Here is a 23,954-nt window from a genome sequence, read left to right as displayed (position 1 = left end):
GCGAGCCCGCCTCGACCACGGGTCGAATCTGCCTGGAACCGCTCCGAGCACGGGCCGTCCGCTGATGGACGTCCACGTGCTCGGACGCTTCCACGTCCTCGGCGCCCACGGCGACGGTGTGCCCGCGGCCCGCAAACCCCGCCAGGTCCTCGCCCTCCTGGTGCTCGGCGCCGGCCACCCGGTCAGCCCCGCCGCCCTGCTGGCGGAACTGTGGGACGGCCACCCGCCGCGCAGCGCCGCCGCGACCCTCCAGACGTACGTGCTCCAGCTGCGCAAGGCCCTCGCCCGCGCCTGCGGCCGGCCGCCGCGGCAGATCGCCCGGCGCGTGCTGGTCACCGAGTACGGCGGCTACCGCTTCGAGACCGGCGAGGGTTCCTGCGACCTTGACGGCTTCACCCGCCTCGAACGTCTGGCCCACAGCGCCGAGCAGGCCGCAGACCACGCCCTGGCGGTCCGCACCGGCCGCGCCGCGCTGGCCCTGTGCGAAGGGCCGCTCTTCGGCGATGTCGAACAGGGCAGGCTGCTGCGCGCCGCGGCGGAGCAGTTCGACGCGCGCCGCCACATCGTCCAACTCCGCTGCCTGGCAGGGGAGATGGCTCTCGGGCGGCACCGTGACGCGGTCGGTGAACTCGCCGCCCTCGCCGTCGCCCGCCCCTGCGACGAGGAACTGTGCGTGCTCCTGATGACCGCCCTGCACCACTGCGGCCGCCGCTACGACGCCCTCGCCGCCTTCGCCCGGCTGCGCACCGCCATGGCCACCGAACTCGGCGTGGCACCGGGTCCGGTGATCCGCCGCCTGTACCGGGCGGTCCGCGCGGGTGACGCGATCCCCGTACGGCCGCCGGCGAACGCCACCGTTCCTCGAGCCGACTTCGAGCCCGGCCCCGCAGACTTCCCGACGAAAGCCGGCGCCACCCAGTGCGTCGTACCGCTCGCCCAAGGGGGACATCCGCAGTGAACCGACAAGTCGCCATCACCGGGATCGGCGTGGTGGCACCGGGCGGAGTCGGCAAGAAGGCCTTCTGGGACCTGCTGGTCTCGGGCCGCACCGCCACCCGCACCCTCTCCTTCTTCGACCCCGCCCCGTTCCGCTCCCAGATCGCCGCCGAGGTCGACTTCGTGCCCGACCGTCACGGACTGACCCCCCGGGAGATCCGCCGGATGGACAGGGCCGCGCAGTTCGCCGTCGTCAGCGCCCGCGAGTGCCTGGCCGACAGCGGCCTGGAGTTCGCCGAGCTGCGGCCGGAGCGGACCGGGGTCAGCGTCGGCAGCGCCGTCGGCGGTACCACCACCCTCGAAGCCGAGTACCTCGCGCTCAGCGACAGCGGCCGCAGCTGGGAACTCGACCCCCGATACATCTCCCCGCACCTGTTCGACGCGTTCGTGCCCAGCTCCCTCGCGGCCGAAGTGGCCCGGGTCGCCGGCGCCGAGGGCCCCGCCGCCGTCGTCTCCACCGGCTGCACCTCGGGCCTGGACTCCGTCGGCTACGCCCGCGACCTGATCGCGGAAGGCAGCGCCGACGTCATGCTGGCCGGCGCCGCCGACACCCCCATCTCGCCCATCGCCGTGGCCTGCTTCGACGCCATCAAGGCGACCTCACCGCGCAACGACGAGCCCGAGCATGCCTCGAGGCCCTTCGACCGCACCCGCAACGGCTTCGTCCTCGCGGAGGGAGCGGCCATGTTCGTCCTGGAGGAACTGGGCCACGCACGCGCCCGCGGCGCACACGTGTACGGGCTGATCTCCGGCTACGCCACACGCTGCAACGCCTACCACATGACCGGACTCAAACCGGACGGCCGCGAGATGGCCGAAGCCATCCGCTCCGCCCTGGACGAGGGCCGCACCGACCCCACGTCCGTCGGCTACGTCAACGCGCACGGTTCGGGCACCAAGCAGAACGACCGGCACGAGACGGCCGCCTTCAAGACCGCTCTCGGCGAGCACGCCCGCCACGTGCCCATCAGCTCCATCAAGTCCATGATCGGACACTCGCTCGGAGCGATCGGCTCCATCGAGATCGCGGCCTGCGCCCTGGCGATGGAGTACGGCGCCGTACCGCCCACCGCCAACCTGCACGAACCCGATCCCGAGTGCGACCTGGACTACGTACCCAACGAGGCACGCGAGGCGGCCGTCGACACCGTGCTCAGCGTCGGCAGCGGGTTCGGCGGCTTCCAGAGCGCGATGGTCCTCGCCCGCGCACCCCGTCAGGAGAGCGCGGCATGACCGGCGCGGCGGTCCCGACCCCCACCCGGACCCGCACGGCCGTCGTGACCGGCATCGGCGCCGTCGCCCCCAACGGGCTCGGCGTCGAGGACTGGTGGGCCGCCACCCTCAAGGGCATCAGCGGTATCCGGCCCGTGGACGGCTACGACGCCTCCCGCTACCCGACCCGGCTCGTCGGCCGCATCGACGGCTTCGACGCCGCCGCGCACGTGCCGGGGCGGCTGCTGCCGCAGACCGACCGGGTCACCCGGCTCGCCCTCGCCGCCACCGACTGGGCCCTGCGGGACGCGGCGGCGCAGCCCGACACGATCCCCGAGTACGACAAGAGCGTGATCACCTCGAACGCCACCGGCGGCTTCGAGTTCACCCACCGGGAGATCCGCAAACTGTGGACGCAAGGACCCCAACACGTCAGCGTCTACGAGTCGTTCGCCTGGTTCTACGCCGTGAACACCGGCCAGATCTCCATCCGGCACGGCATGCGCGGAGCCGGCGGCGTGCTCGTCTCCGAACAGGCCGGCGGCCTCGACGCGATCGGCCACGCCCGGCGCACCCTGCGCAAGGGCAGCACCTTCACGGTCACCGGCGGCGTCGAGTCCGCACTCGACCCGTGGGGCCTGGCCGCCCACACGGCGAGCGGCCGACTGTCCCGCGAACCCGACCCGGCACGCGCGTACGTGCCCTTCGACCCCCGGGCGAGCGGCCATGTGCCCGGGGAGGGCGGCGCGATCCTCATCCTGGAGGACGCCGAGGCCGCGCACCGGCGCGGAGCCCGGCAGATCTACGGGGAGATCGCCGGGTACGCCGCCACGTTCGACCCCGCCCCCGGTTCCGGCCGCCCGCTCGGCCTGGAGCGGGCCGCCCGCACCGCCCTCGCCGACGCGGGCGCCGAACCCTCCGACGTGGACGTGGTGTTCGCCGACGCGGCCGGCGACCCGGCCCTCGACCAGGCGGAGACCGCCGCCCTCACCGCCCTCTTCGGACCTTACGGAGTACCGGTGACCGCGCCCCGCACGATGACAGGACGGCTGGCCGCGGGAGGCCCCGCGCTCGATGTCGCCGCCGCCCTGCTGTCCGTACGCGACGCGGTGGTGCCCCCGACGATCAACGTCGGCGACCCGGCACCCGACCACCGCATCGATCTCGTACGCGGTGAACCGCGCGCCCTCACGGTGCGCACCGCCCTCGTACTGGCCCGCGGACAGGGCGGGTTCAACGCCGCCGTGGTCGTCCGCGCCCCCGAAACCCGTACCCGGCAGACCCCCGCCCCGACGCAGTGAGGACCCCCACATGAGCGCCATCACCCTGAACGATCTCCGGCAGATCCTCGCGATCTGCGCCGGCGAGGACGACGACAGCGGCCTCGACGCATCCGCCCTCGACACCCCCTTCACCGACCTCGGCTACGACTCGCTCGCCATGCTGGAGACGACGGCCCACGTCAGCCAGCGCTACGGCGTGGAGATCGACGACGCCGAAGTGTCCGACCTGCGCACCCCGCGCCAGTTCCTCGACGGCGTCAACGAGGTCCTCGCCCGCGCCGCCGCCTGACGCGACAGCACGACGGGGCCGACCGCGACTGCGGTCGGCCCCGTCGTCGTACGTGCCGTCAGAACGACAGGTGATCCTGCGTCACCTTCCGCTTCAGCGTGCGCAGTTGACCGTCCTCACGGATGAGCACGTCCCGCACCACGCAGCTCGGTGCGATCACCGGGACGGCCTGGCCCGGCCGGGTGATCACCACCAGGGCGTAGAACTCCGTATGGATGCTGCCGTCGTCCTGCGGGCGCACATCCAGCATGTTGAACCAGTGGCGCCGTTGCACGGGATCGTCGGCGAAGCGGCGCTCGTTGAAGCGGCGCACCTCCTGGGCGATCGCCTGGCGGCCCCGCGCGGGGGGCGAGTCGGGGGAGTGCTCGAACTCCCCGTCCGGGGCGAAGGTCGCGGCGAACTCCTCGGCCCGCACCGCATCGAGACGATGCGCCTGACGGGCGTAGAACTGCTGGACCTCCGCGTAGAGGCCGGTGAGGGCGGCGGTCGCCGCCGGTGCGCTGGTGGTCACGGACACTCCTCGTCGCACGGTGTCCCGGCCGGTCGGCCGAACCGGACCAGCGTCGCCGAGCGGGCTCGACGCCCCCTCGAGCCCGCCTCAAGGGCGGTCGGACAGATTGACGCCATCGGACCACTGAGGGGAGCGCGGCCGTGACCGCAACGACAACGCAGACAGCCGAGGAGCACAGGGCCGGGGCACCGCAGCGCGGCACCGCCCTGGTCACCGGCGCCACCCGGGGCATCGGCCACGCCGTGGCCGGCGTCCTCGCGGGCGCGGGCCACCCGGTCTTCGTCTGCGCCCGCGACGAGGAAGCGCTGACGAAGACCGTCAAGGAACTCGTCGAACTCGGACACGAGGCGGACGGCGCGGTCTGCGACGTGACTTCCGCCCCGGCGGTACGGGAGTTCGTGCGCGCCGCCGTCGACCGGTTCGGCCCGGTCGAGATCCTCGTCAACAACGCCGGCCGCAGCGGCGGCGGCGTCACCGCAGAGCTGTCCGACGAGCTCTGGTACGACGTGATCGACACGAATCTCAACAGTGTCTTCCTGGTGACGAAGGAGGCGCTGACCACGGGCGGCATGCGCGAACGCGACCGCGGCCGCATCATCAACATCGCCTCCACCGGCGGAAAGCAGGGCGTCGTGTTCGGCGCGCCGTACTCGGCCTCCAAGCACGGAGTGATCGGCTTCACCAAAGCACTCGGCCTGGAACTCGCCCAAACCGGCATCACCGTGAACGCCGTCTGCCCCGGGTACGTCGAGACGCCGATGGCGGGTCAGGTCCGCCGGCACTACGCGGACCTGTGGGACGTACCGGAGGAGGAGGTGCTCAGCCGCTTCGAGGCGAAGATCCCGCTCGGCCGCTACACCCGCCCCGACGAAGTAGCCGCCCTCGTGGGCTACCTCGCGTCCGACGCGGCAGCCGCCGTCACCGCGCAGGCCTGGAACGTGTGCGGCGGACTGGGGAACTACTGATGGCTGCCCCCGTAACCCCTCACACCGCCACCCACACCGCGGTCCTCAAGGCACTCGCGACCCGCGCGTACGCCGTCGTCGCCGACGTCCTCGACTGGCCGCTCTACTTCACCCCCTGCCTGCACGCCCAGGTCTTGGACAGCGCGCCCGACGGCGAACGCATCCGCCTGTGGGCTCTCGTCGGCGACGAGGTGCGCAGCTGGACTTCCCGGCGCACCTTCGACCCCGCCGGTCTGCGCATCGGATTCCGGCAGGAGAACAGCCGCGCGCCGCTCGCCTCGATGGGCGGCCATTGGGCGTTCACGGCCGAGCCGGCCGAGGGTACGAGCACACTCGTCCTCGCCCACGACTGGACCCTCACCGACGACGCCCCCGCCGCCGCCCGCTGGGTCGCCGAAGCCCTCGACCGCAACAGCACCGCCGAGGTCGCCGCGGTCGTCTCCTGGGCCGAACGCACCGAGACAGCAGGCGAGTTGATGTTCTCCTTCACCGACGAGACCACGATCGACGGCCCGCCGAGCGAGGCGTACGCCTTCCTGTACCGGGCCGACCTCTGGCCCGACCGGCTTCCGCACGTCGCCCGCCTGGACCTGGACACGACCGCCGCGGACGAGGCCACCGGCGGAGCAGAGGTCCAGACGCTGGAGATGGACACGGCGGCGGCCGACGGCACGGCGCACACCACCCGCTCGGTACGCCTCTGCTTCCCCTCCTCTGCCGGGTCCCCCGCGCGGATCGTCTACAAGCAGACGACCGTGCCCCGCCCGCTGCTCGGCCACAGCGGCGAATGGACCGTCACCGCCACCGAGGACGGCCGTACCCGGGTCACCGCCCGCCACAGCGTTGCGCTCGACCCGGACGACATCACGACGTACTTCGGCACGGGTACGAACCTCGCCGACGCGCGCACGAAGGTGCGCGACGCGCTGGGCGGCAACAGCCGCCGCACCCTCGCCGCGGCGCGCGCCCACGTCGAGAGCGGCCGCCGATGACCGAGACGCTCGCCCCGCACGGCCACGGCCTCGGCTCCGCCGCCCCACAGACGATGCGCGAGGTGGCCGACCGCGTCTTCGCGTACGTCCAGCCGGAGGGCGGCTGGTGCGTCAACAACGCCGGCGTCCTGGTCGGCTCCGACCGCGTCACCGTCATCGACACGGCGGCCACCGAGACCCGGGCCCGAGCCCTGCGCCAGGCCATCGGCGACCTCACCACCAGTCCGCCGCGCGTCCTCGTCAACACCCACTTCCACGGCGACCACACGTTCGGCAACGCGTTCGTCGGCGGCTCCGACGCCGTGATCGTCGCCCACGAGAAGGCCCGTACGGAGATGGCGGCGGCCGGTCTCGGACTCGCCGGACTCTGGCCCGACGTCGAGTGGGGTGGGATCTCCGTCACCCTTCCCCACCTCACCTACGAGGACCGCCTGGTCCTCCATCTCGACGACCGCCGGGCCGAGTTGCTCCACGTCGGCCCCGCCCACACCACCAACGACACCGTCGTCTGGCTGCCGCACGAGCGGGTCCTCTTCGCCGGCGACGTCCTGATGTCCGGGTGCACGCCGTTCGTGCTCATGGGCTCGGTGCGGGGTTCCCTGCGCGCCGTCGAACGGTTGCGTGCCCTCGACCCGCTCCTCGTCGTCGGCGGCCACGGCCCGGTCTGCGGGCCGGAGGTACTCGACGAGACAGCCGCATATCTGCGCCGCATCCAGCAGCTCGCCGCCGACGGGGCGAAGGCCGGACTCACCCCGCTGCAGACGGCTCGCGAGGCGGGCCCGGGACCGTATGCGCACTGGTTGGACGCGGAACGGCTGGTCGGCAATCTGCACCGGGCCTACGCGGAACTCGCCGGAGGACCCGACGGTGAACCCCTCGACGTCGTGTCCGTCTTCGGTGAACTGGTGACGTACAACGGTGGCCGGCTGCCTGCCTGTTACGCCTGAGAGGACCGAGCCGCGTTCGGCCGCCGACTCCGTGTCGGCGGCCGAACGCGGTCAGCCCAGGAATGCGTGCCGATGGTCCTCCACCCAGCTGCGGAAGGACCGCGCGGGGTGCCCGGTGACCTCGGCCACCGTGCCGACGACCCCCGGTGGCCGCTCGGTGAAGTACCGCTCCACCCCCACCAGGGCCCGCGCATACGGCTCCGGAAGGTGCGCCGACGCCGCCCGCACCCACGCCTCCTCCGGCACCTGCTCCACGCGCAAGGGACGGCCGACCGTCTCCGCGATGATCCGCGCCCGGTCGCGCATGTCGAGCAACTGCGGCCCTGACAGCAGCAGTTCGCGCCCCGCCCACCGCTCGACGTCGCCACGCAGCGCCACCGCGGCGACGTCGGCGATGTCCCGCGGGTCGATCAGCGCCACCGACAGGTGCGGGAAGACGACCCGGACCACGCCGTCCCCGCGCACGGCCGGGACCCAGTGCAGGGCGAGTGTGTGGAACGCTCCCGGCCGGAGGAACGTCGTCGGCACACCGCTGGCCCGCAGATGCTGTTCGCCCCGTACATGCTTGCGGAACATGGGGTTGTCGTAGCCGGGGTCGGCGGCCGCCGACGCCGACAGGAGCACCACGTGCCGCAGACCGGCCGCCCGGCTCGCCGCGTCGGCGAACGCCGCGCCCGCGTCCGCGTCGAGCATCACGTAGGCCCGGTCGGCGCCCTTCAGCGCGCGCGCCAGCGTGTCGGCGTCCGCCAGATCGCCGACGACCGGTTCCGCGCCGTCCGGCAGGACCGACCGGGCCCGTTCGGCGTCGCGGGTCAGCGCCCGCACCTCGGCGCCGGAATCGAGGAGTTCACGTACCAGGTGGCGGCCGACCGCCCCCGTCGCCCCGGTCACCAAAACGGTGGTCATCGTGCTCCGCCTTCCTGCGTGAGGGCCCCCTCGCGGCCGGACAGCGCCCAGGCCCCGTACGCGGCGCCGCTGGACTCGAAGTCGAGGGCCACATGTGTGGCGGCGGTGTTCACATCCCGCCAGAACCGCTGGAGTGGATCCGTCTCCGCCTGCCCCGAGGTACCGCCGGCGCGGAACACCCGGTCCACCGCGGTGACGAGGAGTTCGGTGGCGAGTGCCGTGTCCCGGGCCCCGCGCACCGCGGTGGCTCCCTCGGGTGCGCTCTCGCTGCCGTCGGCGACCCGCGCGGTCCGCAGCAGGAGCAGCTCCGCCGCGTCCGCCTCACCCGCCGCGCGCGCGAGCGTGGTCTGTACCGGCCGCAGCTCTCTGACCGCCCGGCCCCGGACGTCGGTGCGCAGCGACATCCGTGCCGTCCATGTACGCAGGGCGCCCCGTACGGCACCCAGCAGCGGGGCGGCGAACGGCAGCGCGCCCACCGCCTGCATCGGCACCGTGTGGCAGCGCGCGCGGGACGCCGGAGCCTCGCCGGCCAGGACGGCCGCGCGCGGGAAGGAACGCTGCTCGGGCACGAAGACGTCGGTCAGCACCATCGTGTCGCTGCCCGTGCCCCGCATCCCGACCGGGAACCACGTCTCCTCCACGGCGAGGTCGTGGCGTGGTACTGCGAAGAACCGGACCTGCGCCGGACCGTCCGGATCGGGGCCGGGCACCGAGGCGCACGCAAGGACCCAGGCGGCCACGTGCACCCCGCTGATGTACGACCACGCGCCGGTCAGCCGCCAGCCGCCGGCGGTGGGTTCCGCCTTGCCCGAGGGGATGAGCGCCCCGGCGATGAGGGTGTCCGGGCCGTCCGCCCACACGTCCGCCTGTCCGGCCTCGGGAAGGAACGCCGCGTACCGTGCGGCATACGCCGCGAGTGACGCGGTCCACGCCGCCGCCGCGCATCCCTCACCCACCCGTGCGACGGCCTCGCTCAGTTCGACGAACCCGCCGTCCGCCCCGCCATGGGCCCGCGGCACGAAGTGGCGGGCGAACCCCGCGTCCACAAGGGCGCCCACCACCTCCGGCGAGAGCCGTCGCGCGGTCTCGGCCGCCCGGGCGCCGCGGGCCGCGACCTCGGCGACGTGTGACGCTCGTGCACCCAGCGCCGCATTGCTGTGCTCCGACATGGTGTCTGCCACCTCCGCCCGGAGGATGACCCCACGTGCTGGAGCCGGGCTCGACACGCACTACAGCGCCGGGTTCCCCTCATCCCTCGAGCAGCGTCTCGTACACGTCGGGCTCCGTGCGCGCCTCGGCCCGCAGCCGCTGGAACAACCGCTGCACCTCGGGCCCGCGGGACGCCGCCGCGTGCGCCGCGGCGTCCTGCCAGTGGGCCACCATCACCAGCCGCTCGGGCGAGCGCAGCGACCGGTGCAGCCGCAGGGACCGGAAGCCCGGGCGGCTCTTCATGTGGGCGCAGATCTCGTCGAGCACCGCGAAGAGCGCCTTCTCGTCGCCGGTCACGGTCAGTTGATTGATCATCGTCACCATGCGTCCATTGCACCGCACTGCGCTGGATTCCGGCTCGCGCGGGTCCCGTCACCCGGCGGCGCGCACGTCCCGCGTCAGCTTGTCCACCGAGACGAACGCCCTGAGGTCGGGCTCCGTCGCCGGCTGCCCCAGCGGCAACGCCCCACGCATGGTGGCCGGTTCGTGGGCCTATGTCGCCTCCCGGGCGAAGTGCAGCACCCCCTCGACGGGGGCCGCCGGTGCGTCGTGGTCGTCGGACGGGGACCCGGCCGTGGGGGTGGAGAAGGCGACGCTGAGGGGTCGTTGATCGGGAGTTGGGGGCGGGGGCGGCGCGGGAGGCGGGGGCCCGGGCCGTGGGGTTGCCGCCGTCCTCGACGAGTGAGGGGACCGACGGGGCCGCGCCGCGTCGGGGGCGAGTGGGGCGGGCCGCTCAGCCGATTATCATCGCCGCGTTCGTGCCACCCACCGGCCCGGGCATCGCGGCGTGGCGTACAGGGGAGCTGACACGGCATGAGAACGAAGAGGGCAGCGGCGTGGGCGGTAGTGGTGCTGATGCTCGGCGCAGCCGTCGGCGGCTGCGCCGAGCCATCGGACAAGGGACCGTCCGGCAGCAGCGCGAAGCACACGAAGTCCCACCGCGGACCCGAGAACAAGCCTGATTCACGGGTCGTCGAGGACGACGACGACCACACCGTCCTCGAACTGTCCGACGGCCGGCAGGTGTCCCTCCGCTTCACTCGCCGCGGCCTGGAGGCCCAGCATCGCGACGCCTCTGACGGCGCCTGGTCCGCCCGGAGGACGGTCTATGAGACCGGCATCAAACCGTGCGGCGGCATCAGGGCAAAGGCGTACCGGGACACCGTGTGGCTCGCGGCCGGCTTCGGCGCGTACTGCAGGGACGGCGAAGAACCGCAGGAGGTGATCGCGGCCGTCGCCACCGGGGACCTCTCCTCCTGGACCACCGACCCGACCAAGAACTACATCCCCTGGCCGAAGGCCCGCATCCGCGACGGTGGCGCCAGAGTGGACTTCGTCCATCCCAGCACGCTGTTCACCACCACGCTGACCTGGCGCAAAGGCTCCGGATTCGCCAAGGTGGCCACGGAGTACAAGCCCATCCACCCCTGGTTCGTGGGCCGGTGGCGAGCCACCGACGGCAGCCAGCAACTGACCATCCACCAGGTCGGGCCAGGCAGATGGGCACGCGTGGTCATCGAGTCCCGCACCGGCCCGCGGTGCAAGGGCAGCGCCATTGTCTCCGGCATCAACCAGTACGACCTGTCCATGAGCAACTTCAAGCTCGATCAGGGCGCCAGGACCGTCTACTGCCCGCCGGAGGAGCTCAAGTACTCCTTCGACGTGAAGTCCGCGGACGGCCCGCTGCGCCTACGCACGATCGGCAACCACCCGAAGACCGTTCTGACCTACGAGCGGGTGGGCTGACGTACGACTGCGCATGAGGGGCGGCGGTGTGGTCGGGCCTTTACCGGGTGGGTGCAGGAGGCGACGCTGAGGGGGGGCGTTGATCGGGGGTTGGAGGCGCGGGGGGTGGCGGGCCCTGGCCCGGGTGGAGGCGCTCGAAGCGCTCGCTCATGTCGCTGTTCTACCTGTACAGCCGCATCATCGACGGCTCGGACGACAGGTTCCTGGTGACGGTCAGCCGAGCTGCCGAGGCGAGACGGTGACCGTCACTGAATGATCACCGCCTCACACCGGCCAGAACTGCAGGAGATACTGCTCGATTCCGTCAGGCACGTCGAGCGCGGCGAGCTTCTTCACCTCTGCCCGGCCGCTCACCTGAATGCGCACGTTCCACGTCCGGCCGGCTTCACCCAGAGCGATGAGCTCTGGAGTCATCGCCCCGTACGTCCGCAGCCGCAACTCACCCGCGGGCGCATCGATCTGCGTCTGCTGCGATTCTTCCCACCGCCCCGGGGCCGCGGGCGGCTCCGCGTCCCAGACCTGCGCGTGAAGGCGCGCTGTGTGGGTGTGCCCGCCGCTGTGGATGACCACGCGGCTGCCGCCTCCGGACCCGAACGCCGCGTCCGGCGCGGGCTCGTCGTCGAAAGACGCACCGATGTCCTGCATCCACAGGCCGTAGTACAGCACTTCGGCTGCGACGGTCTGCTCCGTCAGCAACCCCATGACCGCTCCCTCGCCTCGTTGCGGATGCCGATGCTGCCACCCATCCCCTCGAACTGGGCGCGCGCCGCGAAGATCGATGGCGACGGGCTACCCCTTGCGCGCCGCTGGTTGTGGGCCGGGCGTTCTGCTCGACAGGGGAGTGCTCCTATGGCGGCGTCGGCCGGACGCGGAACCCACACCGCGACACCGTCATGATCACCGATCGATACGGCGCAGTGCTGTCCCCCGCGCAGGTACTCACAGAAGCCGAGTGGGTCTGCCGTCCTCGTTGCTGGAGATCTTGCGGCTGCAGAACGATGGCCCGGTGACGTCCGACTGGGACGCCTTCCCGACAGCGGTGCGGACTTCGTGGAGTGACAGCCACGTGCCGTTGGACGGGCTGATGGGTATGGGCCGCCGCAAAGGCCAGTTGTCGTTGCTGGACACGCCTTGTCCGGTCGAGGAGTGGGGTCTGCCGTCCCCCCTCGTCCCGCTCCCTGGCGATGGTCACTGCTGGATTGCTCTCGACTACCGATCCTGCGACAGGCAGGGCGAGCCGTCGGTGACGTGGTGCGACACGGACTGGGACACCGAGCTCAACCTGGCTGCGGACTTTAGGACCTTCATCGAGGGTCTCACGTCGGCTGCGACGCTCGACGCCGCCTGAACGAAGCCTCCTGATCTGGTGCTTCAGCTTGCTGCGTGGCCTGCCTGGGCCTTGGTGCGGGCGAGGCGGTAGGAGTCAGCCGGTCTGGATGATCGCTCCGCTGAACGTGAGCCGGTCCACTTCATCGCCTCCTTGTACGCGGTCGTGCACGGGGAGGTCACCGGGACGTGCGCGGACATCACGACAGCGCTGTGCCACGTGTGGCTGCAGCAGTGCCCAGGCGGATTCCCGTTCCCGGAGAACGTCCCGGGCAGTCCGTCGGCTCTGCGGGAGCGGGCGGCCGAGTACTTCGTGCGCGGGGTGTACGGGCGCGACGAGCACGGCGGGTTCATCGACGCGCACCGCGATCACGCGCATGCCCCTGCACCCGCAGAGCCTGGGCGTGCCGCCCGTTCCGCTGGAGTGCCGGCGACTTTCCGCGGCCGGTCCGATTCGTCCCCGATGCAACAGCCGGGGATCTGATGATCCGAGTGGGGACGGCCCCCAACCTGCGCGGGGCGGGGCCGTCAGTGCTTCTCGACGAGGTGGCGCAGGCACGAACCGTTCGTCGGCTGGATCGTGATCTCCAGCCGCGGCAGATCCTCCCGCGCCTCCTCCAAGCGCCGAGTCAACTCCGCGACGTCAGCCTGGAGTTCGTCCACGCGCCGCCGAGCTGCGGCCTCCCGCGCCTGAAGCTCTTCCGGCAAAGACACCATGGCGCCCCACCTCCGCCTGGCAACGGTACAGGCGCTCCGACCCGATTACCCTGCGCTCGGCGAACGGTTCCCCAACAGGTCAGACGAGGCATCGAAGCTGCACCAGGATGAACGACGTCTGCGGATCCGGCTCAACGTACGCGCCACGAACTCCATATCGCCCCTGCTCCAGTTCCACACGCAGATGATTCTCCGGCTCCAGCTCGCCGCCCGGCCACGCCGCATCGAACAAGACGACGGCCCCTGGCACGTCCCACCACTGCTCAGGTTCCCAGACGGCCTCGGCGAGCGCGGCATCAATGCCGGCGAGGAGTTCTGCTTCCGACTCCGCAGCACACCACCGCACGAACACCCCGCGCTCGGGAAGAAAGGACGTCGAGGCAGGCTCGTCACCGAGTACCAGCGCGAGCGACTGCCCCACCGGGACCAGGCCCGCGTACGCGTCAACACCGCAGGCCCTGTCGTAGTCCGTCTCCAGCCCGGCACCGTCCGCACCGGACCACGAAGACAACGCCACCGCGGGCACCGCGATCAACGGCCCACCGCCAGACCCCACCCACTGCACCGCACCAGGATCCCCGTACCTCGCCATGTGCGAAAACTACGGGCCGCCACTGACAACAAGCACACCAGGCGGCACGCATCACATCCCAGGCACCGACGCTCCATTCCCCTTCAGAGGATCCGCACCCAGGACAGTTTGTCTTCCCTGTGGCGGATGCCGCGTTCGGCCTCAACTGGACCGGCCGCTACGGCAGACTGAGGCCATGAACCAGCGTCACCACACCGTGTGTGAGCGCCAGCGCCTCTATCCGGCGCCCGACCAGCGCCGATTCACCCTCACCACTTGATCGCGGGACTGTCTTGCGTACAGAGTGCACCGGTGAGCTCAGAACCTCCCGCCTTCCGCTATCACCCCGATCCGCTCGCCAGCGGATCCATCCGTGAAAGCGCCGACACCTGCGCATGCTGCAACCGCGCCACAGGGTGGATCTACACCGCGACCTTCTACACCGCCCAAGAGGTCAGCGGACGCTTCTGCCCCTGGTGCATCGCAGACGGCAGCGCGGCCGAACGGTTCACCGGCGAGTTCACGGACTCCTACGGACTCGACGGCGTCAGCGAGGAGATCCTGCACGAGGTCACCCTCCGTACCCCTGGCTTCCACGCCTGGCAGGATCCGCACTGGCTCGTCCACTGCCACGACGCGGCCGCCTTCATCGGCGAGGTCGGCCACAGCGAACTGGCAGCCCACCCCGAGGCCCTCGACCAGCTGAGGCAAGACCTGCGCCTCGGCGGCTGGCACGACGCAGCCCAACTCGAGCAGTTCGTCACCCACCTCGGCGAAGGGGCCACTGCGATGCTCTTCCGCTGCACCGTCTGCGGCACCCACCTCGCCTACGCCGACGCCTCATAACAGCCACTGAGCTCGGCGGCTCGCGAGATCGAACCGATCATCCCTTCAAAGGAACCGCACCCAACAAGGATCGGCGCAACTTCGTCACCATGCACAGTTACGCCAACTCTCCTGTCATGCGACACGTGGAGTACCAGGTACGCAAGGCAGCACGGGACGACGAGATCATTCAGTACAGGGTGACGCCCTTCTACGTGGACGACAACGCCAAGCTCCCGCTGGGGGTGAATATCGAGGCGTACGGAAACAAGGGCTTCCAGTTCGGCGAATACGGCAAACCCTGTGTCCTGACCAATACCACCACGATCTGGAACCGGGCACGGTGAAGAAAGGCACAGCACGATGAACCCAGAACTCGTACGGTTCGCCGAGATCCTCCCTCAGCCCGCCGCCCCGCGGACGCCCCCCGACTGGTCGTCCGCGGAAGCGACCCTGCAGACGTCACTGCCGGACGACTACAAAGAACTCATCAACACCTACGGCGCTGGAGGGATCGACAACTACCTCCTGCTGCTGGAACCTGACTGCACCAACCCTGTCTTCGACCTCCTCAAGCACACCGCGGAGCGCGAGGAGGCCAACGAGACATCGCTGTGGCTCTTCGAGCCCAAACCGGCCGAGCTGGACACCGAGGACAGTCGGCTGATCTGCTGGGCTACCACCGACAACGGCGAGTACCTCTACTGGGTCGTCAAGCCAGGCGACAATCCCGACAAGCGTCCCCTCCTGATCAACGATGAATCGGGCGAACGCTGGGAGCGCTACGACCTGACAGTGACCGGACTCCTTGCCGTGCTCCTCGGCGGCGAGGCGCGCTCGGAGATCCTGTGGGAGAACTTCCCCCTGCCCGCCCACCAGTTCCGCACCGCACGCGAGCTGGCAGATTAGCCAGCATGAGAGCGCCCTTGAGCTTGCCTTGTAACGCCCGACGTCGAACGCGGCTCGAACTTGATCAGCGTTTTCGCAGCTCTGCGGACGGGTGAGGCTTGTCCCGTAACTGATCTTGGATTTGGTGAGGGCAGGGTCGGCTGCAGTGCCGTCCGTTGGCCTATCCGGTGAGTGCGAGGTTGTGCAGGCGGGCGATGCCGACGATCGCACGGTGGACGCTGTCACCTTTGAGTCGGCGGTCGCGCAGGATCTTCCAGACCTTCATTCGGGCGAAGGTGTGCTCGACTCGGGTACGAACCTGTTTGTGCGAGCGGTTGTGCTTGTCCTTCCAATCCGGGAGTTCCTCGCCTTTTCGGCAGCGGTGCGGGATGGCTAATGGACTGGGTGCGGATCCTCTGAAGTGAAGGGTTCATTGCGTGAGTTCAGTTCGTGGCGTCCCATTCGGCAGCAGTCATTGGCCTGGCGTCTGGGTAGTGCCGTCGGATCTCGCTGAGTACCCACTCGTCTGCTGTACGGACGTCCCAGCTTGAACTGTCGCACTCCCGCCGGGTCAGTACGAGGTCACTCCCCGCATACCCTTTGAAATCTCCGTCGACCGCCTGCAGGTGAGGCGCGTCCATGGCCAGCAGCTCAAGGGAGGGGATTCCATGGGCTGAAGCCCTGGCCAGCTCGGCGAAGCCGGGGTGCGGGTGATCATCGAAGACCTGGATTCGCCATGTGAGGCCGAGACCGTAACTCCCCAGGCGGACCAGAAGCTCGGCCAGGGTGACGTAGTGCTGGCCGGTCGCGTGCCCGACATGCGGGGCACTGTCCCGCCAGGCAGCGAAGGAGATCATCTGCGTCGTCGACGGTGTGTCGGTCATGAGTGCAGCGCCCTGCTTCGATTTTGAGGAGTCACCGGTTCCAGCTCGTCCATTGTCCCGGTTACCTCGCGAGAGGGATCGATCGGGCGGGCCCCGGAAGTCGGTCATTCGCCATGCCGAGGGCAGTGGCTGGCTTCTACCGTGGTGGAGTAGAGGTGGGGCGCCATGGTGTCTTTGCCGGAAGAACTGAAGGCCAGAGAAGCTGCGGCCCGGCAGAAGGTGGAAGAACTTCAGTCGGAGGCAGCGGGGTTGGCCGTCCGGTTGGCGGAGGCCAGAGAGGATCTGTCTCGGCTGGAGATCACTCGGGAGACCGTCGCGCAGGCCCTGGCGGACCTGTCAGCCGCGGAGGCCGCGGCCGAGCCGGACTCTGTGGAGATCAATGGGCGGCAGGCGGGTGAGACAGCGGCGCCGCATGGCGTCGGCGTCATGATGGTGCCGCCGTGGCGGGAGGGTCTGGTCGTGGCGGTGCTGCCAGATGTCTACCGGGACATCGTCGAGATCATCGCGGATGCACCGGGACCGGTGCAGGCCAAGCAGATCGTCCCACGGATCGGGCTGCCGACGACGACCGGGAAGATCGAGGGGACCCGGGGAAAACTGAAGCGACTGGTCGAACGGGGCTGGCTCGACGAGGACACGCCGGGACAGTTCACCCTCGCCCGTCAAGGACCGGGCCGGGAACGTGCCAACTCGCGGTAACCAAGGGGCGCTTCTTCGTAGATTCGAAGGTGCCAACCGAACGAATCACTCCCGAAGAAGAGCCCTCGATGGAACCGTCAGCCGCGAGGCCGGCCCTGCGGGCGCCGTTGTCCGTGCGACGGCGCCCAGCCATTGTAGGAGCGCGCGTATTCGGGCCCGAGACACAGCCCGTGGGCACGGTCAGTCGTCCGACCGAGAGATCCCGCACACCCCGACTTTGCGCTCCAGTCATTCGACGGATGTGGGTGTGATGCGCCCCGCCAAGACTGGGCATGCGCTCATCTACCGGGGCGCGCTCCCTGCACCGACAGCCCGCCCTGTTGCCCTTCGGCGCAGGCCCGGGTTTCCGTCCTTAAAGCGATCCGCACCGTGCTTCGCGGCCCGGGCGAGAACCCCCGACCTGGCCGTCTCCAACGAGATCCGCAGCATCCTGGGGCGGCTCGCGTTCCCCCGTACACACGCTGACACCACGTAAGGAACAGCCATGACAGCCACCTCAGGCGCAGGTATGCGTGCCCACGCTCACCACGACGGAGGAAAGGATCGTCCGCTGACACGTGGGCCGATCATGCGGCCCCTGTCGGGACTACTGCCCGGCTGTTGTGCGCGGTCCCCTCCCCGAGCGGGTCAAGAGGTGATCGTGCGAGCGAGGGTTCCAGCCACGAGCGTGGTCACCAGGTTCTCGAGTGCCGGGGCGAACTCCATGCGCTGAGCAGCCAGCGAGGGGTCGGCTTCGTAGGCGGCGAGCATGGCAGGGGATGGCTGGGAGTGGATCCACACTGCTCCGATCACCAGAATGATCTGTGCGCTCAACTGCTCTTCCCTGTCGTGGAGTTCCGGCAGGTGCATCCGGGCCAGCTCGGCGAGGACGTCGACATTGGCGAGGGCGGCGCGCTTGTACCTGGCGGCCACCTCGGACGAGACGTTGTGCTCCAGGACTCCGGCCTGGGCGCTGAGGAGGTCGCAGAACCGGGAACGGTCCGCGAGTGAACGCGTCAGGACACGGGCGAAGTCGCGACCTAGCTGAAGGAACCGGCCTGGGCATAGCCGTTGACCACCGTGGGATCGAACCAGCGGGGCGGCTGGAAGCAGCCCGAGTGCGAAGTCTGGGCCGGTGCCTTGAGCCATGGCGACCTTGACGCTCTGAAGCAGCGAGTCTTCGAGGCGCCCTGAGTGAGCCGAACCTGGTCCAACTCCTGGCAATGGATCAGGAGGAAGGGTTCTCCCGTATGTGGATGATTCGCGGCAGTGAACTGCGGCAGTTCGCGCCTTTGGAGCTGAGTGAGGAGGACGAGGGCTTCTACCTGTCGGCGTACACGGGGCTGTGCTCAGGCGGGTGCACGCGAACGTGCCCGGGCGGCCGTGGGCAGCCAGCGGCGGGGCCAACAAAATTGGGGTGACAGGTCCTCGTCCGGTGGGCATGATCGGGCGGTTGTTCCGTCACGTCCGACCAGAGAGGCACGCCACGACCATTCAGCTTGCTCGGGACCTGCCGTGGCCCGCCGCAGACCCCCGCCGGAACGCCTTCGACTGGGATGACGGCGAGGCGGCGAGGCTGACAGTCCTGATCGTCCCGATGGTGCCCTCCGAGGCCGATCGGGCGGCCGATCCGGACGGGATGACGGGTTGGCGCTTCGCCGACCGGGTCACCGCGCTGTTGGTGTCCCGGTACGGCCGGTGGGCTTGCGGCTGGGACTATTCGAACCACTTCGGGGGTCCCGTCGAGACCTGGTGCTGCGTCTCGGACTCGGTCGGAGGGGCGGAGGAGACCGCCGAGCGCGTCGTGACCTGCCTGCTCGAGTGGCGTGGCTGGCTGGAGGACATAGCCGAGCGGTTCGAGCAGCTGGCACCGCGTCCCGACGCGGACGCCGAGGACCGCAGTTGGCACCTGGAACGCGCGCTGACCCGGCTGGTCACCGCGGTCGTCAACAGCACTCACGCCGACGGGGGATGGTTTCGGCTCTGCGAGACGACGCTGACCTGGTTCCTCACCTCCACCGGCCTGGCACCGGACGAGGCCCGGAAGGCGGTGGAAGCCGCCATCGGCGGCCGCTTCAAGAGCCACGTCGCCCCCGCCACGACCCTGGTCGACATGGTAGGAGAGGACCTGGCGACAAACCTGACCGGCCGCGGGTTCTACCGTGAACGATGACGCGCTGGCCACCTGGTGCCACGTCAGGCAGCAGGTCGACTGGTCCTCGGTGGCCGGGGTGGGCCCGACCACGGCGCGGCCGGCCGTGGACGGACTCGCCGCGTGGTTCGACGGCCCGGTCCGCCTCCGCGACTCTGACCGGGCCGACCGACTGCTCGCGGCGATGGCCGAATCCCGCGCCGCGGCCTCCCGGGGCGAGCCGCTCACCCCGGCTCTTCTCGCCGGCTGGCAGAAGCTGGTCCTCGGCGTGAATGAGGTGGACCTGCGCCAGAGCGACGCCTTCGCCAAGGGCGGCCGGGAACGATACGGGCTGACGCCTCACACCTGGAAGGACTTCGCGGCCTGCCTGCACCAGGCCACCGACCCGTCGGTCCCCCTGCCCGCCCGCGCGGCCAGGGCGTACCTCGACATCGCCTTCTTCCACCCCTACCCGGACGGCAACGCCCGCCTGGCACTGCTGGTTCTCACCCACGTCCTGGAGGCGGAAGGAGTACGCCTGGACGAAGTGGGACCACTGCAGACCACCCGCTACGCGGACGACCCGGACGGCGCCCTCGACCTGGCAGCTCTGCTCACCGTACTGATCCGCGCCACTCACCGCCGGGCCACCACTCGATGAGAGGGATCCTGTCGAAGCTGACAGGTGAGCAGGATCAGCAGTACGCGGTTGGGTACTTAGACGTTGTCCTATGTGGTGAGGCGGAGTAGGCGCTTGTAGCAGCACAGAGCGGCTGCCAGGCCGAGGAATGGCCAGGTAGTTGGCGGGTTGGCGTTCGTAGCGGGGGCTGAGGCGGTGGTAGCCGGTCAGCGAGGACAAGGTCCGTTCAATCACCCGCCTGCGACGCCCTAATCGTTCGCTGGATTCGATTCCCTTGCGGGCGATCCGGACGCCGATATGTTTGCCCCAGAGTCATCGCCGCAGGTGGGGGACGTCGTAGGCCTTGTCCGCGTGGAGGCGTTGGGGTTTGAAGCAGCGGCCGCGGTAAGGGTCGTGTTGCGTTTGGAGTCCCGCCACCATCGGCTTCAGTCCTTCGCTGTCGTGGACGTTCGCTGCGGAGATCCCGACGACCAGGGGCAGTCCGTTCGCGTCCGACAGGATGTGCATCTCGGTACCCGGCTTGCGCCGGTCCACGGGGCTCGGGCCTGTGTGTTCGCCCCCCTTTTTTTAGCGCGGACATGGGCGGTGTCGAGCACGACGCGGGTGACGTCGATGAGGCCGGCGTCGTCGAGTTGGTGGAGCACGGCCTCGTGCCGGCGGCCCCAGACACCGGCTCTGGACCAGATCAGGAACCGCCGGTGAGCGGTCGACTTCGAGATCCCGAAGCAGGGCGGCAGCTGCCGCCAAGCGCATCCGCTGACCAGCACATAGATGATCGCGGCGAACAGCGTCTCATCAGGTGTGTCCGGCGTCCCGCCGCCCTGCGGACGCACTCTCGACGGCGGGAGCAACGGCTTCGCGATCTCCCACAGCCCGTCCGGAACGATCCAACTCCACGTCCCCTGGCCCATGGTGAGGTACTACTCCGCCTCACCACATAGGACAACGTCTAAGAAGGGGCTGCCCCTCTGCCTCATCGGAGACTCCGGCACCGGCAAGTCCCCTACTGATCGCCCTCGGCACCGAGGCGGCGATGGCCGGCTTCAGGGTGAAGTACGTCCTGGCGACGAAGCTGGTCAACGAGCTCGTTGAAGCCGCCGATGAGCAGCAGCTGACCAAGACCATCGCCCGATACGGCCGCGTCGATCTCCTCCGCATCGACGAGCTGGGCCACATGGAACTCGACCGCCGCGGCGCCGAACTCCTCTTCCAGGTCCTGACCGAGCGCGAGGAGAAGAACAGCGTCGCCATCGCCTCCAACGAGTCGTCCTCCGGCTGGACCAAGACCTTCACCGACCCCCGCCTCCGCGCGGCCACCGTCGACCGCCTCACCTTCGGCGGCAACATCATCGAGACCGGCACCGACTCCTACCGCCTGGCCACGACCCGAGCGCGAGCCGAGCAACAGGCAACCACCTGAGCTGCCGAGGTTCAGATGTGGGCCCGGATTTGCTTCACCGGATGGCCCAGGCGGTCCGCCAGCACGGTCAGCTCGTCCTCGCTGAACCAGAGACGTTCGGGGTTCCAGATGGCGATCTCGAAGCGGGCGAATCCGCACGGCCAGTCGTAATCCAGCACATCCAGAGTGGTTGATCCGCCACAACACGGGACCTCGACCTCGAGCGTGGTGAACCCGTCGTCGCAGTGGGCCTCAAGGAGGTCGCCCCACCACTCCTTGTCGATGGCTGCCTGACACAAGGGGCAACCGATCTTTTCCAGGTTGCCCCCGCAGTCAACAGCGGTCACCACGTCGTGCCACGTCACGTCGATCTCCACGTCCACGCCGTCGGCAACTCCGGGACTCAGCTCCTCGACGAGCGCGATGACGTGATCAACCGCATCGCGATCCGGCTGCCACTGCGGATCACTCGGAATGATCGACAGGACGTCCTCGCTCATAGCTTCCCCACCTCGTCAGGCCACCACAACGTCGCGACGGGATGCTATCGATTGCACGTTCTGATGCTGCACCGCCCTGAACCCGATGCCCGACACGGGCCACCGAGGTGTTCCTAGAACTCGGCAACATTCGGGACCCGGCCCAGCAGCGGATGATCCTGGAAACCGCCGACATCCGTTCTTGGTTCTCACCTACGCAGCCAAGCCCAGTTCGTCGAGTACGAGGCGGTGCAGCTTGGCCCACACCCGCGCCTTCGTCCATTCGGTGAACCGGCGGTGGGCGGTTGCCCCGGACGGCCCGAAGAGGCCGCGGGCAGTTGCTGCCAGGTGCAGTCCGACGTCGCCACGCACACGATCGCGGCCAGCACTTCACGGTCACCGTGCCTTCGCCGACCACCGCCCTGAGGCCGCGTGGGCGCCTCCGGCGCCACCCGCTGGAACAGCTCCCACAACTCGTCCGGCACCAGCCGCTCACGATCCCCACCACACCCGACAGCCTACCGAGACAGCCAATTGAGATGGCTTCTCAGGAACTTCACTGAAGTTCACCTCGACGAGCCGAAGTCAGTAGAGTCCGCGGAGCAGTCTCCGCTGTTTTCGCGCCATGGCGGCGGTCAGCAGGGTTGTGGCCACCAGCAGGGATCCCATGGCCCGGGTCGCGAGGCGGTTCCGGCGCGTACGGCGGTGTGTGGCCATGCCGGCGGCGAGGAAGTCCGCTTCGAGAGGGGTGATGTCATCCTGCTCGGCATCTGAAACGTGTGCGGCGAGATGCGCCAGGCGGATCGGGGATATCCGCACGCCCCGTTCCCGTCCGATCGCCTCCCACGCCTCGGCGGCTTCTGTCAGCCAACGCTGGAAGTGGAGCTTCTCGCGGTTCTCTTCGATCCAGTGGCCCAGCCGTGGCCAGGCGCTGATGAGTGCCTCGTGTGTCAGGTAGACGCCGGCCCCATCGAGTGTGATCAGCCCGGCTCGGGTCAGTGCCTCCAAGACACCGTCCGCTCCCGGGACGCCGGAGAGAGCTTCGAGCTCCGCCCGTGTCGCGGAACGGCGTGTGTCGGGCGTGTCGTCGGTTCCTGGGGTGATCAGCCGCAGCAGGATCCGTCGTGCGGTGTCCGCCCGGGTGGCGTCGAACCGGGCGTACACGCCCTCGGCGCTCTGCGCGATGGCTCCTTGGAGACCTCCGGCCCGTTCGTAGGAATCAAGGGTGAGCGTCCGCCCGCTCCGGCGCTTCCAGGTCTCCAGGAGGGCATGGGACAGGAGGGGCAACGCGGACCCGCTCTCCGTGACGTCGGCGATGAGCCGGGCTGTCAGCGCGCGCTCGACGATCAGGTTGTGTGCGCGCGCCGGTCCGACGACGGTCTCGCGGAGTTCGGCCGTGCTCATGCGGGTCACAGTCAGGCTTGCGCCTCGCATCACCTCGGCGAGCCCGGAGTACTGGTGGCAGCGCCTGGCGAAGTCTGTGCGAATCCCCAGGACGACACGAAGGCAGCTGCCCGGGTCTCGAGCCGCGAGAAGCGCCGCGATGAATTCTTCCCGCTCGGCCGGCCGGGGACACAGCGTGAAGAGTTCCTCGAACTGGTCGACGACGACCCAGGTCTCCCCGTCACCCGTCGCGGGGACAAGCGCGGACCGGTAACGGTCGAGCGGGTGCGCCCCGGGGGCCAGGACTCGAATGGCCGCCGGACGGGCCGCCGCACCGTGCTCACCTGACCGGACCGCCCGCTGCAGTCGGGGAATTAGACCCGCCCGCAGCAGAGAGGACTTGCCACTGCCCGAAGGGCCGAGGAGGGCGACCACACGGTGCGCCCTTGTCAGGTCCAACAGCTCGGCGCCCAGCGCATCCCTGCCGAAGAAGAGGTCTTCATCACCGGGTTCGAACCTTGCCAGACCCCGATACGGGGACGGCGCATTGTCGCCCTGCTCACGAGCAGTCAGTTCCTGGGATACGGCATACCAGCGTTCCTCCCACTCCCCGGGGGCGGCGCCGCATGCCGTCGCGTAGGCCCGCACCACGGGCAGAGAAGGAAACTGCTCGCCCGCAGCCGCCCGTGACAGTGTCGCCACCGAGTACCCGGCACGGTGAACCATAGAAGCGTACGTGGGCCCGCCCGCCTCCCGGCGCAGCCGCCGCAGGTCAGCGGCCAGCCGCGCCACTGGGCTCTGCCTCGGATCGAGCGGTTTCTCGTGACGCCCCATGCCCCGCCCCGTCTCGCGTAGCGACCATCCGGCCCGGACCTGCTGATCACGCACCCAACCAGTTGCGATGCTCAGCCGACAAGAGGGTTTCGCGTCGGGCGTTGCGGTCGGGCCAGGATTGTTTCGTCGCCGGAACCGGGCTG

The 23,954-nt window shown here is 69.7% G+C and carries 26 protein-coding genes and 4 pseudogenes; 16 read left to right on the top strand and 14 right to left on the bottom strand.

Annotation, left to right across the window (positions count from 1 at the left end):
* Positions 1-64 precede the first annotated feature (64 nt).
* The 4 genes from J3486_RS15465 to J3486_RS15450 are packed head-to-tail and all read left to right on the top strand — an operon-like array spanning position 65 to position 3,780.
* A complete protein-coding gene (locus J3486_RS15465) occupies positions 65-958 on the top strand; it encodes an AfsR/SARP family transcriptional regulator (RefSeq protein WP_207820883.1) in 894 nt (297 codons plus the stop codon).
* Positions 955-2,229 carry a beta-ketoacyl synthase gene (locus tag J3486_RS15460; RefSeq protein ID WP_207820882.1) on the top strand — a complete coding sequence of 425 codons (1,275 nt, stop codon included), beginning with the start codon at positions 955-957 and terminating at the stop codon, positions 2,227-2,229. Before J3486_RS15465 ends, J3486_RS15460 begins: the two co-directional genes overlap by 4 nt.
* Positions 2,226-3,509: a ketosynthase chain-length factor gene (locus J3486_RS15455; protein WP_207820881.1), complete on the top strand. Its 1,284-nt coding sequence runs from the start codon at positions 2,226-2,228 to the stop codon at positions 3,507-3,509. The genes J3486_RS15460 and J3486_RS15455 overlap by 4 nt, the downstream gene beginning before the upstream one ends.
* 10 nt (positions 3,510-3,519) lie before the next feature.
* On the top strand, positions 3,520-3,780 hold the full coding sequence (locus J3486_RS15450; protein ID WP_207820880.1) for an acyl carrier protein: 261 nt from the start codon (positions 3,520-3,522) through the stop codon (positions 3,778-3,780).
* 58 nt (positions 3,781-3,838) lie between these two features.
* Here the strand turns inward: J3486_RS15450 and J3486_RS15445 are convergent, their stop codons facing one another.
* Positions 3,839-4,291: a nuclear transport factor 2 family protein gene (locus J3486_RS15445; RefSeq protein ID WP_207820879.1), complete on the bottom strand. Its 453-nt coding sequence runs from the start codon at positions 4,289-4,291 to the stop codon at positions 3,839-3,841.
* A 206-nt stretch (positions 4,292-4,497) separates the two neighbouring features.
* Between J3486_RS15445 and J3486_RS15440 the strand changes: the two genes are divergently transcribed.
* Genes J3486_RS15440 through J3486_RS15430 form a run of 3 tightly spaced genes read left to right on the top strand, consistent with a single transcriptional unit; the run spans position 4,498 to position 7,195 of the window.
* Entirely contained in the window at positions 4,498-5,256 is a 759-nt protein-coding gene (locus J3486_RS15440; RefSeq protein WP_229378129.1) for an SDR family NAD(P)-dependent oxidoreductase, read from the top strand.
* The gene (locus tag J3486_RS15435) at positions 5,256-6,248 is read left to right on the top strand and encodes an aromatase/cyclase (RefSeq protein WP_207820877.1); all 993 of its coding nucleotides are present in this window, start codon (positions 5,256-5,258) and stop codon (positions 6,246-6,248) included. The genes J3486_RS15440 and J3486_RS15435 overlap by 1 nt, the downstream gene beginning before the upstream one ends.
* Positions 6,245-7,195, top strand: a complete 951-nt coding sequence (locus J3486_RS15430; RefSeq protein ID WP_207820876.1) for an MBL fold metallo-hydrolase — start codon at positions 6,245-6,247, stop codon at positions 7,193-7,195. Before J3486_RS15435 ends, J3486_RS15430 begins: the two co-directional genes overlap by 4 nt.
* 51 nt (positions 7,196-7,246) lie before the next feature.
* On the opposite strand, the gene J3486_RS15425 is transcribed toward J3486_RS15430, so the two are convergent.
* The 3 genes from J3486_RS15425 to J3486_RS15415 all read right to left on the bottom strand — a co-directional run bounded on the left by J3486_RS15425 (position 7,247) and on the right by J3486_RS15415 (position 9,634).
* Positions 7,247-8,101 (bottom strand): SDR family oxidoreductase, encoded by an 855-nt coding sequence (locus J3486_RS15425; RefSeq protein WP_229378078.1) that lies wholly within the window; start codon positions 8,099-8,101, stop codon positions 7,247-7,249.
* Positions 8,098-9,270: an acyl-CoA dehydrogenase family protein gene (locus tag J3486_RS15420; protein ID WP_207820875.1), complete on the bottom strand. Its 1,173-nt coding sequence runs from the start codon at positions 9,268-9,270 to the stop codon at positions 8,098-8,100. Before J3486_RS15420 ends, J3486_RS15425 begins: the two co-directional genes overlap by 4 nt.
* A gap of 79 nt (positions 9,271-9,349) precedes the next feature.
* Positions 9,350-9,634, bottom strand: a complete 285-nt coding sequence (locus J3486_RS15415; protein ID WP_207820874.1) for an antibiotic biosynthesis monooxygenase — start codon at positions 9,632-9,634, stop codon at positions 9,350-9,352.
* Between the two features lie 489 nt (positions 9,635-10,123).
* Here J3486_RS15415 and J3486_RS15410 point away from each other — a divergent pair, with 489 nt between their 5' ends.
* Positions 10,124-11,056 carry a hypothetical protein gene (locus J3486_RS15410; protein ID WP_207820873.1) on the top strand — a complete coding sequence of 311 codons (933 nt, stop codon included), beginning with the start codon at positions 10,124-10,126 and terminating at the stop codon, positions 11,054-11,056.
* A 264-nt stretch (positions 11,057-11,320) separates the two neighbouring features.
* On the opposite strand, the gene J3486_RS15405 is transcribed toward J3486_RS15410, so the two are convergent.
* Positions 11,321-11,758 (bottom strand): hypothetical protein, encoded by a 438-nt coding sequence (locus tag J3486_RS15405; RefSeq protein ID WP_207820872.1) that lies wholly within the window; start codon positions 11,756-11,758, stop codon positions 11,321-11,323.
* 250 nt (positions 11,759-12,008) lie between these two features.
* Between J3486_RS15405 and J3486_RS15400 the strand changes: the two genes are divergently transcribed.
* The gene (locus J3486_RS15400; RefSeq protein WP_207820871.1) at positions 12,009-12,404 is read left to right on the top strand and encodes an SMI1/KNR4 family protein; all 396 of its coding nucleotides are present in this window, start codon (positions 12,009-12,011) and stop codon (positions 12,402-12,404) included.
* 506 nt (positions 12,405-12,910) lie between these two features.
* On the opposite strand, the gene J3486_RS15395 is transcribed toward J3486_RS15400, so the two are convergent.
* Both J3486_RS15395 and J3486_RS15390 read right to left on the bottom strand, forming a co-directional pair.
* Positions 12,911-13,099, bottom strand: a complete 189-nt coding sequence (locus J3486_RS15395; RefSeq protein WP_207821287.1) for a hypothetical protein — start codon at positions 13,097-13,099, stop codon at positions 12,911-12,913.
* Between the two features lie 79 nt (positions 13,100-13,178).
* Positions 13,179-13,691 carry an immunity 21 family protein gene (locus J3486_RS15390; RefSeq protein ID WP_207820870.1) on the bottom strand — a complete coding sequence of 171 codons (513 nt, stop codon included), beginning with the start codon at positions 13,689-13,691 and terminating at the stop codon, positions 13,179-13,181.
* A gap of 291 nt (positions 13,692-13,982) precedes the next feature.
* Here J3486_RS15390 and J3486_RS15385 point away from each other — a divergent pair, with 291 nt between their 5' ends.
* The 3 genes from J3486_RS15385 to J3486_RS15375 are packed head-to-tail and all read left to right on the top strand — an operon-like array spanning position 13,983 to position 15,404.
* On the top strand, positions 13,983-14,516 hold the full coding sequence (locus tag J3486_RS15385) for a CbrC family protein (protein ID WP_207820869.1): 534 nt from the start codon (positions 13,983-13,985) through the stop codon (positions 14,514-14,516).
* Positions 14,399-14,842, top strand: coding sequence for a DNA/RNA non-specific endonuclease (locus J3486_RS44685; RefSeq protein ID WP_267878200.1), 444 nt, complete (start codon positions 14,399-14,401; stop codon positions 14,840-14,842). The genes J3486_RS15385 and J3486_RS44685 overlap by 118 nt, the downstream gene beginning before the upstream one ends.
* A gap of 16 nt (positions 14,843-14,858) precedes the next feature.
* Complete coding sequence (locus J3486_RS15375) at positions 14,859-15,404, top strand: SMI1/KNR4 family protein (protein ID WP_207820867.1); 546 nt, start codon at positions 14,859-14,861, stop codon at positions 15,402-15,404.
* A gap of 160 nt (positions 15,405-15,564) precedes the next feature.
* On the opposite strand, the pseudogene J3486_RS15370 reads toward J3486_RS15375, so the two are convergent.
* Together J3486_RS15370 and J3486_RS15365 are read right to left on the bottom strand one after the other, a co-directional pair.
* Positions 15,565-15,780, bottom strand: a pseudogene (locus tag J3486_RS15370) (transposase family protein); the annotation flags it as partial.
* 46 nt (positions 15,781-15,826) lie between these two features.
* Positions 15,827-16,267 (bottom strand): hypothetical protein, encoded by a 441-nt coding sequence (locus J3486_RS15365; protein ID WP_229378075.1) that lies wholly within the window; start codon positions 16,265-16,267, stop codon positions 15,827-15,829.
* Positions 16,268-16,432: 165 nt separating this feature from the next.
* Between J3486_RS15365 and J3486_RS15360 the strand changes: the two genes are divergently transcribed.
* A complete protein-coding gene (locus J3486_RS15360; protein WP_207820866.1) occupies positions 16,433-16,966 on the top strand; it encodes a hypothetical protein in 534 nt (177 codons plus the stop codon).
* Between the two features lie 627 nt (positions 16,967-17,593).
* On the opposite strand, the gene J3486_RS15355 is transcribed toward J3486_RS15360, so the two are convergent.
* Positions 17,594-18,094, bottom strand: coding sequence for a hypothetical protein (locus tag J3486_RS15355; RefSeq protein WP_207820865.1), 501 nt, complete (start codon positions 18,092-18,094; stop codon positions 17,594-17,596).
* 292 nt (positions 18,095-18,386) lie between these two features.
* On the opposite strand from J3486_RS15355, the gene J3486_RS15350 reads away from it, so the two are divergent.
* Together J3486_RS15350 and J3486_RS15345 are read left to right on the top strand one after the other, a co-directional pair.
* A complete protein-coding gene (locus J3486_RS15350; protein ID WP_229378128.1) occupies positions 18,387-19,118 on the top strand; it encodes a hypothetical protein in 732 nt (243 codons plus the stop codon).
* Positions 19,108-19,737 (top strand): Fic family protein, encoded by a 630-nt coding sequence (locus J3486_RS15345; protein WP_207820864.1) that lies wholly within the window; start codon positions 19,108-19,110, stop codon positions 19,735-19,737. The genes J3486_RS15350 and J3486_RS15345 overlap by 11 nt, the downstream gene beginning before the upstream one ends.
* Positions 19,738-19,805: 68 nt before the next feature.
* Here J3486_RS15345 and J3486_RS15340 read toward each other — a convergent pair.
* Positions 19,806-20,627, bottom strand: a pseudogene (locus tag J3486_RS15340) (IS5 family transposase).
* 40 nt (positions 20,628-20,667) lie between these two features.
* Here J3486_RS15340 and J3486_RS15335 point away from each other — a divergent pair.
* Positions 20,668-21,136: pseudogene (locus tag J3486_RS15335) on the top strand (ATP-binding protein); the annotation flags it as partial.
* An 11-nt stretch (positions 21,137-21,147) separates the two neighbouring features.
* Here J3486_RS15335 and J3486_RS15330 read toward each other — a convergent pair.
* The 3 genes and pseudogenes from J3486_RS15330 to J3486_RS15320 all read right to left on the bottom strand — a co-directional run bounded on the left by J3486_RS15330 (position 21,148) and on the right by J3486_RS15320 (position 23,811).
* Positions 21,148-21,615, bottom strand: a complete 468-nt coding sequence (locus tag J3486_RS15330) for a hypothetical protein (protein WP_207820863.1) — start codon at positions 21,613-21,615, stop codon at positions 21,148-21,150.
* 204 nt (positions 21,616-21,819) lie between these two features.
* A pseudogene (locus tag J3486_RS15325) lies at positions 21,820-22,082 on the bottom strand (transposase); the annotation flags it as partial.
* A gap of 97 nt (positions 22,083-22,179) precedes the next feature.
* Positions 22,180-23,811, bottom strand: a complete 1,632-nt coding sequence (locus J3486_RS15320; RefSeq protein WP_207820862.1) for a helix-turn-helix domain-containing protein — start codon at positions 23,809-23,811, stop codon at positions 22,180-22,182.
* Positions 23,812-23,954: the final 143 nt, after the last annotated feature.

This window comes from Streptomyces sp. VRA16 Mangrove soil (assembly GCF_017377775.1).
GTDB lineage: Bacteria > Actinomycetota > Actinomycetes > Streptomycetales > Streptomycetaceae > Streptomyces.
This window is presented reverse-complemented; position numbering and strand designations above follow the sequence as displayed.

Coding starts and splice junctions, on each gene's coding strand:
- J3486_RS15390 (WP_207820870.1), bottom strand. CDS start 13,691: ATGGCGAGGTACGGGGATCCTGGTGCGGTGCAGTGGGTGGGGTCTGGC.
- J3486_RS15365 (WP_229378075.1), bottom strand. CDS start 16,267: ATGACCGACACACCGTCGACGACGCAGATGATCTCCTTCGCTGCCTGG.
- J3486_RS15330 (WP_207820863.1), bottom strand. CDS start 21,615: ATGAGCGAGGACGTCCTGTCGATCATTCCGAGTGATCCGCAGTGGCAG.
- J3486_RS15450 (WP_207820880.1), top strand. CDS start 3,520: ATGAGCGCCATCACCCTGAACGATCTCCGGCAGATCCTCGCGATCTGC.
- J3486_RS15415 (WP_207820874.1), bottom strand. CDS start 9,634: ATGGTGACGATGATCAATCAACTGACCGTGACCGGCGACGAGAAGGCG.
- J3486_RS15360 (WP_207820866.1), top strand. CDS start 16,433: ATGGTGTCTTTGCCGGAAGAACTGAAGGCCAGAGAAGCTGCGGCCCGG.
- J3486_RS15395 (WP_207821287.1), bottom strand. CDS start 13,099: ATGGTGTCTTTGCCGGAAGAGCTTCAGGCGCGGGAGGCCGCAGCTCGG.
- J3486_RS15375 (WP_207820867.1), top strand. CDS start 14,859: ATGAACCCAGAACTCGTACGGTTCGCCGAGATCCTCCCTCAGCCCGCC.
- J3486_RS15350 (WP_229378128.1), top strand. CDS start 18,387: ATGATCGGGCGGTTGTTCCGTCACGTCCGACCAGAGAGGCACGCCACG.
- J3486_RS15465 (WP_207820883.1), top strand. CDS start 65: ATGGACGTCCACGTGCTCGGACGCTTCCACGTCCTCGGCGCCCACGGC.
- J3486_RS15355 (WP_207820865.1), bottom strand. CDS start 18,094: ATGGCTCAAGGCACCGGCCCAGACTTCGCACTCGGGCTGCTTCCAGCC.
- J3486_RS15425 (WP_229378078.1), bottom strand. CDS start 8,101: ATGACCACCGTTTTGGTGACCGGGGCGACGGGGGCGGTCGGCCGCCAC.
- J3486_RS15435 (WP_207820877.1), top strand. CDS start 5,256: ATGGCTGCCCCCGTAACCCCTCACACCGCCACCCACACCGCGGTCCTC.
- J3486_RS15410 (WP_207820873.1), top strand. CDS start 10,124: ATGAGAACGAAGAGGGCAGCGGCGTGGGCGGTAGTGGTGCTGATGCTC.
- J3486_RS15430 (WP_207820876.1), top strand. CDS start 6,245: ATGACCGAGACGCTCGCCCCGCACGGCCACGGCCTCGGCTCCGCCGCC.
- J3486_RS15420 (WP_207820875.1), bottom strand. CDS start 9,270: ATGTCGGAGCACAGCAATGCGGCGCTGGGTGCACGAGCGTCACACGTC.
- J3486_RS15320 (WP_207820862.1), bottom strand. CDS start 23,811: ATGGGGCGTCACGAGAAACCGCTCGATCCGAGGCAGAGCCCAGTGGCG.
- J3486_RS15405 (WP_207820872.1), bottom strand. CDS start 11,758: ATGGGGTTGCTGACGGAGCAGACCGTCGCAGCCGAAGTGCTGTACTAC.
- J3486_RS15455 (WP_207820881.1), top strand. CDS start 2,226: ATGACCGGCGCGGCGGTCCCGACCCCCACCCGGACCCGCACGGCCGTC.